Source organism: Treponema sp. UBA753 (assembly GCF_002297325.1).
GTDB lineage: Bacteria > Spirochaetota > Spirochaetia > Treponematales > Treponemataceae > Treponema_D.
The window spans coordinates 1,650-13,276 of sequence record NZ_DBKJ01000100.1 but is presented as its reverse complement, the minus strand read 5'-3'; the positions used below and the strand labels follow the sequence as shown (position 1 = coordinate 13,276).

The window sequence follows — 11,627 nt, the reverse complement described above, 5'->3', positions numbered from 1 at the left end:
AAACATCGCAGGGTCAAGCCCGATAATGACAGTAAAATATAAAATTCAAAAATTCCACCCGCATAAATTGCTATGCAGGCAGCATTTTTTATGCGCTTTACATTCTTTCCAAGTAAGGAACAAGAACAAGTTCCATTCCGCTTTTTAAAACAGTCAACGTGCATTGCGCAAGAGCAAGACGGGCTTTTGCAAGACGTTCATTTTCAGAAGCAGTTCCAACAATCGGGCAGTCACGGTAAAACGCGCTGAAACTTTTGCTTACATCATAAAGGTAAGAAGTCATTCCGCTTGGATCTAAAGTTTCCGCAGATTTTTGAACAACAGAAGGAAATCTTTCCAAATCCTTTATCAAAGCCCATTCGCTTTCCGCAGTTAAAAGTGAAAAATCCTCTGCCAAAACAGAAGGCTCAAGTCCCTGCTCTTTTGCCTTGCGTAAAATAGAAGCAATACGCGCTCCCATGTACTGAAGATAAGGTCCCGTGTTTCCGTTGAAACTAAGCGATTCTTCCGGATTGAAAAGCATATCTTTTACAGGCGCAACATTCAAAAGGTAATAATCCAAGGCAGCCAGCGCAACTTTTTCAGCAACCTCATCAGGATTTCCAACAGAATTATCTCTGCCACGCTCTTCAATTGCCTTTAAAGCCTGCGCATGAAGATTGTCAATCAAGTCATCGGCATCTACAACAGTTCCCTCACGGCTTTTCATTCTTCCGCTTGGAAGATTTACAAGTCCGTAGCTCAAATGGAACAGTTTTTCAGTCCAGCTGAATCCAAGCTTTTTCAAAATATGGAAAAGAATTTTAAAGTGGTAGTTCTGCTCGCTTGCAACAACGTAGACAAGCTGGTTAAACGGCCAGTCATTGTGGCGGCTGATTGCAGTTCCAATGTCCTGGGTTATGTAAACAGAAGTTCCGTCTTTTCTAAGAAGAACTTTTTCGTGACTGTCTTCATCTTTGCCTTTTCCAACAACATCTGTAACGTCAATTCTTACAGAGCCGTCGGAAGCTTTAAAGAACACGCCTTTTTCAAGTCCCTTTAAAATTTCGTCTTTGCCTTTTAAATAAGTGTCGCTTTCAAAGTAAAATTTGTCAAAAACGATTCCTGTTCGCTTGTAAGTCTCCTTAAGTCCGTCCAAAGTCCAGCCGTTCATTTTCTGCCAAAGCTCGCGGACTTCCTTGTCTCCCTGCTCCCATTTTACAAGCATTTCTTCCGCCTGCTGAACAGCTTCCGGGTGCTCCTTGGAATACTTGTCAAACTCAACATAGCACTGGCCCACAAAATGGTCTCCCTTCATTCCAAGAGATTCCGGAGTTTCGTTCTTTGCCTCGTGGAAAAGCTTATACGCCAGCATGGATTTGCAGATATGGATTCCGCGGTTGTTAATAAGATCAACTTTAAAAACTTCCGCGCCTGCTTTTTTTAGAATCCGGCTAACGCTTTCACCAAGAGCGTCATTGCGAAGATGTCCAAGGTGAAGCGGCTTGTTTGTGTTTGGAGAAGAAAATTCCACCATAATGCGCTGACATTCAAGAGGCTTTTTCCCTGCTGAATCAAAAGAGCCGTAATTTTCCCCCTGCGAAACAATCGAAGCCAAAATTCCTGAAGCAGAAGCAGCTTTATTGAGCTTTACATTCACATAAGGACCGGCAGCGTCAAATTCACCAAGAGAAGCAAGAGACGCATCGTTTCCCGCAGATTTTTTAAGCGACATAGCAACTGCGGCGGCAATTGCAGGAGGAGCCATTCTGAACATTTTGGCAAACGGAAACATCGGGCTTCCCAAGTCTCCCATTTCAGGGCGAGGCGGATTTTCCACGCGAACAAGTTTTTCATCAATTTCATGGCAATCTATTTTATTTTCAATTTTAAACTGATTTACAGCATTCAATACAGCGGATTTAAACAAATCTTTTTGACTTAACATAGTTTTTCCTTAAAAATTTTCTTTGTCCAAAAAGCAAGCGGACAGCGGTTTATTTTTAGAGAGTATAACAAAATAAGAACAAAGTGAAAAGCATGGGAATTTTGAAGAAAAATGAACACTCATATTAAGTTTCATTGCCGTGTTTGACACAGCACTCCCATAGATTATCGGGTCAAGCCCGATAATGACAGTAAAATATATAATTTGAAATTCCTGCTCAAACAAAAGAAGCATTCCTATTAGAAGAGGAAGAACATTCCGCTTAAAAGAAAAACAACGTTCCGCTTATAACAGGAAGGGAAAAAACACTGGATTAATGCTCTTCCATTGGATGATCTTGAAGATGACCTGTCTTTCTAAGATTTACAGAATGATTAAGATAATGGAAAGTAATAAAAACAAGCTCAACTATAGCCAAAAACAGGCAAAGCTCGGCAGTCGCAACCCTTACAGTAAGTTTGTATGAAATTAAAACTGAAAAGCAAATAAGAACTTGAAGACATAAAAGGAATGCAATTGTCGCGCATCGGGAAAATCCAACGTTCAGCATTTTGTGGTGAATATGGGATCTGTCCGCACTGAAAATAGAACGGTGATCGCGGAGTCTTCTCCAAGTGGCGGCAATAACATCGGTAAGCGGAATGGATGCAATAAGAAGCATTATGAGCATCTTGTTGTACTCAAAGCTTGGAGACTCTTTGTAAATAAGCGGAAAAACTGCAACCGCAAAGCCCAAGGTCTGGCTTCCTGAATCCCCAAGGAATATTTTTGCCTGAGGCTTGTTGAAAACCATAAAGCCTGCTATTGCGCCCGCAAGAATAAAATAAAGAGAAAATGAATCAGTTCTAAAAATCAGACTTAAAAAGCCAAGCGTTACAATAGAAAGAAATGAAATTCCAGAGCAAAGCCAGTCAATTCCGTCAATTAAATTAAAAGCATTTACGCAGACCAAAATCCAAAAGAAAGTAAAAACCTTTCCCAAAACAGGATTTAAATTAACAAAGAATATTTTACTGATTCCAACAGGACTAAGCGCAACCAAGAGAGCCGCAGCAATTTGAACTAAGAACTTAAACCGCGCATGAAGGTCAACAAGGTCGTCAATAAATCCAAAGGCAAATATCAAAAGAAGTCCTAAAAAAGCCTGCCAGGCAAAATTAAATGCGCCCTTTTGAAAAAGACATACATAAATTCCTGCGCAAACAAAAAAAGACACAAAGACTGCAACCCCTCCTAAACGAGGAATGTTTCCACTGTGAATCTTGCGAGGATCTATTTCATCATAAATTTCGTATCTTTTGCAAATTTTTATTATGAACCAAGTCATCAAAAGGCTCAAAACAAAAGTCAGCAACGAAGCATAAAATATCAACAAGCACCCCCCCCCACTAAAAAGTTCATTTTTACTACTTTTTACTGAGAGTGAACTATAAACTAACATTTTTTTATATTCACTTCAATATACCCACTGTATATAACATATATTATTATTGCATACAGGGCAAACACATTATAAATAATTTAAGTAAAGTTTGTGCGAAGGAACGGTTCGTGGAGCAAAAATACTCTGATTGTTGCGACCGCATGAGCGGGCAATTCTATAGTTACTTTACAACAATCAGCGTGTAGCGCATTATTGCGCGATTTTGAACCACGAAACCGTGCCTGGAAGCCAGTTTTATGCTGAATACATTTATAATACCTTTGCCCTGTTATTGCATAAGCCTTTTATTGTATTTTTGCGGAAATTTGATTATATTCATTGCAAACTAAACACAAAAAAATCGAGGTGAAAAATGGCTTGTGGTGGAAGCTGCTCCAGCTGCGGAGACAAATGTGAAAAAAAGCCTTTAAAGGAAAATCTTCATTCAGGCTCTTCTGTAAAAAAAGTTATTGGAATTGTTTCTGGCAAAGGCGGAGTCGGAAAATCGCTTGTAACAAGCCTTTTAGCCTGCAAAGTAAATAAAGACGGATTCAAGACAGCAATTCTTGACGCTGACATTACAGGACCTTCCATTCCAACTTCATTTGGGCTTGGAAATGTGCGCGCAGAAAGTGTTTCAGAAAAAAACAGCGACGGAAGCGAAGGCGGATACCTAAAATCAGTCAAGTCAAAGTCAGGAATTCAGCTTATGTCAATGAATTTCCTGCTGCAAAACGAAACTGACCCGGTTGTTTGGCGTGGTCCTGTTATTTCCGGGGCAGTGCGCCAGTTTTGGACAGATGTTCTTTGGGAAGACGTTGACTTTATGTTTGTTGACTGTCCTCCGGGAACTGGAGACGTTCCGCTAACAGTTTTCCAATCGCTTCCAGTAGACGGAATTATAATTGTCTCTTCACCGCAGCAGCTCGTGCGCGTAATCGTTGAAAAAGCCGTAAACATGGCAAACATGATGAATATTCCAGTTTTGGGACTTGTAGAAAACATGAGCTATGTAAAATGCCCGGACTGCGGAAAAGAAATAAAAGTATTCGGTGAAAGCAACATCACAAAAATCGCGGAAGAATTCAATTTAAAGGTTCTTGCGCGCATTCCGATAGAACAGAATATGTCTGCCTCCGTTGACAAGGGAGAAATTGAATCTCTTGACGCACCTTTTATTGAAGAAGCTGCAAAAGCTGTAGAGTCGCTATGATTTCCGCGGAAGAAGCAAAAAAACGCGCAAAGGAAAATTTTCTAAGCGGATTCAACTGCGCCCAGTCGGTTCTTGAAGTTTTCTGCAATGAGCTTGGAATTGACCGGGAACTTGCATTAAAAGCTTCTCAGGCATTTGGCGGCGGAACTTGCAGAATGCGGGAAATGTGCGGCGCGGTAAACGGAATGCTGCTTGCATTAAGCATAAAAAGCGGTAGTTCAGATCCAAAGGACAAAGAAGCCAAAGATTCAGTTTACAAAGACGGACAAATTTTGTGCGAAAAGTTCAGGGAAAAGAACGGCTCGTTTATCTGCCGGGAACTTCTTGGACTTTCGCCGCTCGGACAGTCTCAAAGCTACCTGCGAAAAAATTCCGTGGAAGGAAAAGCAGATTCCCCGGTTTCAGAAAAAAGAACGGAAGAATACTATAAGAAACGACCTTGCCCTGAACTTTGCTCTGATGCCGCTGAGCTTTTTGCGGAATATTTGAATACAAAATGAAACTTATCTGTGCGCCAATGGCAACCTTGAGCCACGAAGCATTCAGAATTTCCGTGGAAGAATTCGGAGGCTGCGATGAATACTTTACAGAAATGATAAACGCATCTTCGCTTTTGAACATGGGACCGTTTGAAAAATATTACCTTCTAAACGGACCTTGCCCAAAAAAAATCGTGTGGCAGCTAACAGGAACTTCCGCAGAATCCTTGGCAAAGGCGGCAGAAACAGTATGCGAAAAAGGCGGTATCGGAATCGACTTGAACATGGGCTGCTCCGCCCCGCAAATCTACAAGACAGGAGCCGGAATCGCCTGGATGCTAAAGCCGCTAAATGAAACAAAAGAAGCAGTCATTCAAGTAAAAAAATCGCTGGATTTGATAGAAGAAAAAATGCAAAAACACTTCAGGCTGAGCGTAAAATGCAGGCTTGGAGATGAAAACTTCACGGAAAAAAGCTTTTTTAACTTTACAGACATGCTGACAGAAAACGGCGTTGAACTTATAACGCTTCATGCGCGCACAATCAAGGAAAAATACCGCGGACTTCCAAGATACGAGTTTGCGCAAAAACTTTCACAGCGGTATTCAAAAAAAATCAAAGTCTACGTGAACGGCTGCATAAAGGATGCCGCAAGCGCAAAGTTTGCAATTCAAAAAGCCCCGGAATCAGACGGAATCATGATTGCAAGAGCCGCCGCCGAACGCCCTTGGGTTTTCGCCCAGATAAAAAAAGAACTTGAAGGTTCCGCAGAAAAAATCAACATCGACAGAATGCAGACCGCTTTAAATTTTATAGACAATGTTGAAAAATTTCAGCCAAAGGAATTCCACAAGACACGAATCCAGCGTTTTTTTTCGTATTACTGCGCCCAGTTCGAGTTTGGACATTATTTTCAGACAAAAATGCTGAATTACAAGTCAAATGAAGAAAGCCGCAAAGAAATTTATGATTATTTTCAAAAACAGCCCCAGGAACGCTACATCCAAGTGTGAATTTTTCAGTTTCAAGGAAATTTCTTCAGGAATAAGAGATATTCCTGTATTTTTATGCATATTCTTGAAGAATACTGCATATTCCTGAGTTTTTTGCATAAATATTCAAGAATATAAGTTATTCTTTAGGAATATTAAATTTTCCACAGGAATTTAAGATATTCTTCAAGAATATTGAATTTTCCAGAAGAATTTTAAATATTCCTCATAAATTTTGAGGATTCAAGCCGAATTCTTCCTTGGGCTGATGCAAATCGGAATTTTTCGGCTCAACATGAATCACAATGTCGTAAATTTCAGGAATTTCCTTGCGTATTGCGCTTTCAACCTGCTCGCTAAGCTCGTGCGCCTCGTAAACGGAAAGCGACGGGTTAACTTCAATGTCCAAGTCAACGTCAAAACTGGAAGCCATTCTGCGGATTCTGGCCTTGTGCGGATTTTGGACACCGGGAACTGTTGCAACCGCATCGAACAGTTTTTTGTAAAGGGAACTGTCAGCGTTTCCGTCCATAAGCTCAAGGTTCATCCTTGCAAAAAGGGAAGCGGCATTTTTTATAACCCAAAGTCCCACAAGCAGCGCAATTGCCGGGTCAAGAAAAGGAAGCTTAAAAAAGTCTGAGCATAAAAGTCCTGCAAGAACAGCGGCGGAAAGCATTATGTCGCTTTTCATGTTCTGGGCGTTTGCCTTTACAATTTCGCTTTCGGCAATTTTTCCGTAGTGAAACTGAATAAAGGCAAGAAGAGATTTTCCTGCAATTGAAATAACAGCCGCATAAACCGCCACAAGTGAAGTTTCAGAGTGAAAATCATGCAGAATAAGTTTTTTTGCCGCAGAAAGAACAATTTGCGCACCCGCAAAGAAAATTATAAAAGCCAAAGCCATTGTCGCAGTCGTTTCTGCCCTTGCATGCCCCCAGGGATGCTCCTTGTCGCCCGGCTGCTGAATTATACGGCTTACAAACAAAGTTACAAGAGCAATCAGAACATCTGTTGAACTGTCAACGGCGTCTCCTGCAACCGCAAGAGAACCAGAAAGATATGCGAACAAAAACTTCACAGCGGCAAGAACTGCGTTTCCAACGAGGGATGCAACTCCTGCCACTTTGATGTAATGGGCTTTTAGGCTTGTCGCGTTCATTTATTTTGCCACGATGTTTACAAGCTTGTCTTTTACAACAATGACTTTTGCAATCGTTTTTCCGTCCGTAAACTTTTTGTAGCCTTCTGTCTGGGATGCAAGATTTTTAAGCGTTTCGTCATCTGTTCCAGGAGCGGCTTCAAATTTGTCGCGGAGTTTTCCGTTTATCATTACGACAATCTGAATGCTGTCTTCCTTGCAGAATTCCTCGCTGAACGAAGGCCATTTTTCGTAAGATACAGTTTTTGTTCCGCCGAGTTTCTGCCAAAGCTCTTCGCCAAGGTGAGGAGCATAAGGGCTAAGAATAAGAACAAAGTCTTTCCACATTTCTTTTGGAAGAGAATTGAACTTTGAAGCTTCGTTTATAAAAATCATCATCTGGCTGATTGCAGTATTGAAGCTGAGAGAAGATGTGTCTTCTGTAACTTTTTTGATTGTCTGGGCGAAAGTTTTTCTAAGCGCAACAAGAGCTTTGTCTTCAATCTTGCCTTTTATGTCGATGTCGTCCATTGGCTTTTCGCTTATGTTCCAGACTTTTTCAAGGAAACGGTTTATTCCTACAAGTCCTTGTGTGTTCCACGGCTTGGAAACAGTGAGCGGTCCCATGAACATTTCGTACATACGCACAGAATCTGCCCCGTACTTCTGAATCATTTCGTCCGGATTTACAACATTCTTGAGCGACTTGGACATCTTGGCGATAATCTGCTCAACCTGCTCGCCTGTTGACTTTTCAAAATATTTTCCGTCTTTTTCTTCAACTTCATCTGTCGGAACAAGAGTTTTGTTTTTGCGCTGAAATGCAAACGAAGTTATAAGTCCTTGGTTTATAAGGCGATGGAACGGCTCTTTTGTTGAAACTGCTCCGATGTCATAAAGAACTTTGTGCCAGAATCTTGCATACAAAAGGTGAAGAACCGCGTGCTCAGCTCCTCCAACATAAAGGTCAACAGGCATCCAGTATTCTTCTTTGTCTTTTGAGCAGAACTGTGAATTGTTTTTTGGATCAAGGTAGCGAAGATAATACCAGCATGAGCCGCCCCACTGAGGCATTGTGTTTGTTTCGCGCTTTGCTTTTCCACCGCATTTAGGGCAAGTTGTGTTGACCCAGGACTCGATTGCAGCAAGAGGACTTTCTCCTGTTCCTGTCGGCTGATAAGATTTTACATCAGGAAGCTTTACAGGCAAATCTTTTTCTGGAACCGGAACACATCCGCATTTTTCGCAGTGAACAAGAGGAATCGGTTCTCCCCAGTAACGCTGACGGCTGAAAATCCAGTCGCGGAGCTTGTAGTTTACGGTTGCCTTTCCGCATTTTTTTTCTTCAAGGAATTTTATCATTTCCTGAATTGCGTCTTTTGTGCTTTTTCCAGTGAGGAATTTCGAATTGATTGAATATCCGTCTTTTGCTGAAGTGCATTCGTTCGCCACACAGAAAATTTCCGGGTGGGCGTCAACAAGCTTTTTGTATTCCTCTGGATTTTTTGAAGCGGCCTGCAAAAGTTCTGCTCCTTTCTTTTCATTTCCGCCGCCAAGGGAAACAACGTCTTCTCTTGTAGCAATTACTTTTATAATCGGCAGATTGAATTTCTTTGCAAAATCCCAGTCGCGCTCATCGTGCGCAGGAACAGCCATAATCGCGCCAGTTCCGTAAGAAGTCAAAACGTAATCAGAAATCCAGATTGGAACTTTTGCTCCATTTACAGGATCAATTCCGTAGCTTCCTGTAAAAACGCCAGTTTTGTTTTTGTTCAAGTCAGTGCGCTCAAGGTCGGATTTCTTTGCGGCTTCTTCAACATAAGCTTCAACTGCCGCTTTCTGCTCTGGAGTTGTGAGTTCCTTGAGCATTTTGTGTTCTGGCGACATTACCATGTAAGTGCAGCCAAAAAGCGTGTCGGCTCTTGTTGTGTAGACTTTCAAATAATTTCCGCTTCCGTTTCCGTCTTTGTCAGCAACTTCAAATTCAACTTCCGCACCGCAAGATTTTCCAATCCAGTTTTTCTGCATGAGTTTTACGCTTTCAGGCCAGTCAAGCAAATCAAGATCTTCAAGGAGACGTTCTGCGTAATCGGTGATTTTTAAAATCCACTGGCGGATTGTCTTGCGTGTTACAACTGCGCCGCATCTTTCGCACTTGCCCTCTTTCACTTCCTCGTTTGCAAGACCTGTAAGGCAAGAAGGACACCAGTTGATTGGAGTTTCCGCTTCGTAAGCCAAGCCTTTTTTGTAAAGCTGAAGAAAAATCCACTGCGTCCATTTATAATATTCAGGATCGCAAGTTGAAACGCATCTGTCCCAGTCATAACTGAATCCAAGAGCTTTTATCTGACGCGTAAAATTCGCAATGTTAGCATTTGTTGTAATTGAAGGATGAGTTCCTGTTTTTATCGCATAGTTTTCAGCAGGAAGTCCGAATGAATCGTATCCCATCGGATGCAAAACATTGTAGCCGTTCATGCGCAAGTAGCGGCTGTAAATATCTGTGGCAGTATAGCCTTCAGGATGTCCTACATGAAGCCCTGCTCCGCTCGGATAAGGAAACATATCAAGAATATATCTGCGTTTTTCTTTTGGAAATGATTTGTCTTCTTCTACGCGGAAAGTTTTGTTTTCTTCCCAGTACTTCTGCCATTTTATTTCGATATTTTGAAAAGGATAGTTAGACATAAAAAGCCTCTGTAAAAAATGATGTGGCAGTATTATAGAATAAACAAAAAATATTTTCTATGGGATTTGAAATTTCGGATTTTGGAAAGGAAGCAAAAAAAATGCCTGGTCAAAACCAGACAATGAATAGCGAAGCTCTAAAATTACGCTTGAGTTATTTTTTCGTAAAATTCAAGGACTTTTTTCAAGTCATCTTCTGTAGGACAATTTTTATTTATTCCGCCCATAATTTTAAATGGCCCGTAAGTGTCAAATCCCTTGCAGAAATAAGAGCCAAGACATTTGCAGTTTTTGAGTTCCGCAATTTTTTTAACAGCATCCGCATGAGATTCGCGCGGACTTCCAGCTGTAAAAATAAAAAACACTTTTTTGTTTTCCGGCAAAAATTCAAAAGTTTTTTCAAGAATGTTTTTGTAAAATTTCCCAAATGAAATTCCTGATGCAATTCCGATAAAATCATATTCGTCAAGAGACGAAACATTATCGTTAATATCAAAAAGCTGAACATCAAATTTTTGAGCAATAGCATCGCAAAGTTTTTTTGTGTTTCCATGGTGAGTTGATTCATAAACAATCGCAGTTTTCATTTCTTCATCCTTTTAAATTTTAGTATAAAAACAAACTAACAAAAAAATATTCAAAATGCAACTTCGCTATTGAAATTCCGCGCGCCAAATTTCCGCAAGTTTTTCAAGGGAAAATGAAGCGTTGGCAGGACTTGTGGACGGAAGAGCTTTGAGCATGGAGCACAAAGTTTCATCTTGATATTTTAAAAAATATTTTGCGGCAGTTTTTCCATTGGCAAGAATTTTTTGGACACTGGAATTTTCAACGATTGATTTTATATCGGAAGGAACAACGTTTTTAATTGAGCTGTCAGATGAGCCGCAAATTGTGCATTCCTTAATTGAATCGTAAAGCGCGATTTTATTGCGCCTCAAAAAATTTTTCTTTTTTTCTGTAGACTGCGGAAGCTCCTCGCAAAAAACAAGGGCAAGCATTTTCCAAAAGCGGTTCTGCGGATGTCCGTAGTAAAATCCATTTTCCCGCGACTTTACAGAAGGAAGACTGCCCACAATAAGAACGTAAGAATCTTCGCAAAAAAACGGAGCGAACGGATGCACGATATGCTGTGGAACAAAAATATTTTTCTGCATAAAATTTATTTTCTCAGTTTTAAATTTGGTTAATGATAGGCGCGAATCTATCGTCAAGTCAATAAAAAAATTTCATGGAAGTTGCAGAATGCATTCTTTTCATTCTATAATTTCCTCGCTTGCAACAATAAAGGACGGAGAACTAAATGAAAATCAGACTTGGAAATTTTGACTGCACGGAATGTTGGGACGGCGTTTTCTACAAGAAGCTTTCGGCATTTCCAAAAATAACGGACTGGGAAATTCAGACGGTACTGGACTTCATCAACTACGAAAAACTTTACGGCCGCGAATGTCAAATCGAAGCGGGCGACGACCTTCTTTTGCAAATCGAACGGTTCAAAAGTCAAAACAAAACTCGCCTTTCCGCTCCGGCAAAAATCACCGAGTGCACCGCCTGCCCCACCTACAAAGGCTGCATGACCGATTTTGTGTGCCACACTTCGCCTGTGGAAAACGCGGTAAAAATCTTTGACTGCGGCTCGCTGCTTTCGCCTGTAAAAGCGCGGAAAATGAGCGGCGCGGAACTTGCAAAGGAGGCACGGAACGCGGCAAAAGACCCGGCGGATTATTTTGAATACATCATGTTCGCCTGGGGAAACTGCCAGGC

10 protein-coding genes are annotated in these 11,627 nt (G+C 41.0%); 4 read left to right on the top strand and 6 right to left on the bottom strand.

The window, feature by feature from the left end:
• Nucleotides 1-97 precede the first annotated feature (97 nt).
• Both argS and B4C08_RS08330 read right to left on the bottom strand, forming a co-directional pair.
• Nucleotides 98-1,927, bottom strand: a complete 1,830-nt coding sequence (gene argS, locus B4C08_RS08335) for an arginine--tRNA ligase (RefSeq protein ID WP_296664375.1) — start codon at nucleotides 1,925-1,927, stop codon at nucleotides 98-100.
• A 313-nt stretch (nucleotides 1,928-2,240) separates the two neighbouring features.
• Nucleotides 2,241-3,302 carry a glycosyltransferase family 4 protein gene (locus tag B4C08_RS08330; protein ID WP_296664373.1) on the bottom strand — a complete coding sequence of 354 codons (1,062 nt, stop codon included), beginning with the start codon at nucleotides 3,300-3,302 and terminating at the stop codon, nucleotides 2,241-2,243.
• A gap of 421 nt (nucleotides 3,303-3,723) precedes the next feature.
• On the opposite strand from B4C08_RS08330, the gene B4C08_RS08325 reads away from it, so the two are divergent.
• From B4C08_RS08325 to B4C08_RS08315, 3 genes are read left to right on the top strand one after another with little or no spacing between them, the layout of a single operon-like run.
• Nucleotides 3,724-4,563, top strand: a complete 840-nt coding sequence (locus B4C08_RS08325) for an Mrp/NBP35 family ATP-binding protein (RefSeq protein ID WP_296664371.1) — start codon at nucleotides 3,724-3,726, stop codon at nucleotides 4,561-4,563.
• On the top strand, nucleotides 4,560-5,063 hold the full coding sequence (locus B4C08_RS08320; RefSeq protein WP_296664369.1) for a C-GCAxxG-C-C family protein: 504 nt from the start codon (nucleotides 4,560-4,562) through the stop codon (nucleotides 5,061-5,063). The genes B4C08_RS08325 and B4C08_RS08320 overlap by 4 nt, the downstream gene beginning before the upstream one ends.
• Nucleotides 5,060-6,055: a tRNA-dihydrouridine synthase family protein gene (locus tag B4C08_RS08315; protein WP_296664367.1), complete on the top strand. Its 996-nt coding sequence runs from the start codon at nucleotides 5,060-5,062 to the stop codon at nucleotides 6,053-6,055. Before B4C08_RS08320 ends, B4C08_RS08315 begins: the two co-directional genes overlap by 4 nt.
• Before the next feature lie 205 nt (nucleotides 6,056-6,260).
• Here B4C08_RS08315 and B4C08_RS08310 read toward each other — a convergent pair whose 3' ends face one another.
• From B4C08_RS08310 to B4C08_RS08295, 4 genes are all read right to left on the bottom strand, one after another.
• On the bottom strand, nucleotides 6,261-7,193 hold the full coding sequence (locus B4C08_RS08310; protein ID WP_296664365.1) for a cation diffusion facilitator family transporter: 933 nt from the start codon (nucleotides 7,191-7,193) through the stop codon (nucleotides 6,261-6,263).
• Entirely contained in the window at nucleotides 7,194-9,860 is a 2,667-nt protein-coding gene (gene leuS / locus B4C08_RS08305; protein ID WP_296664364.1) for a leucine--tRNA ligase, read from the bottom strand.
• A gap of 143 nt (nucleotides 9,861-10,003) precedes the next feature.
• Nucleotides 10,004-10,447 (bottom strand): flavodoxin family protein, encoded by a 444-nt coding sequence (locus B4C08_RS08300; protein WP_296664362.1) that lies wholly within the window; start codon nucleotides 10,445-10,447, stop codon nucleotides 10,004-10,006.
• A 66-nt stretch (nucleotides 10,448-10,513) separates the two neighbouring features.
• A complete protein-coding gene (locus B4C08_RS08295) occupies nucleotides 10,514-11,017 on the bottom strand; it encodes a DNA-deoxyinosine glycosylase (protein WP_296664360.1) in 504 nt (167 codons plus the stop codon).
• 146 nt (nucleotides 11,018-11,163) lie between these two features.
• Here B4C08_RS08295 and B4C08_RS08290 point away from each other — a divergent pair.
• A partial coding sequence (locus B4C08_RS08290) for a hypothetical protein (RefSeq protein WP_296664359.1) occupies nucleotides 11,164-11,627 on the top strand: 464 nt, incomplete at its 3' end.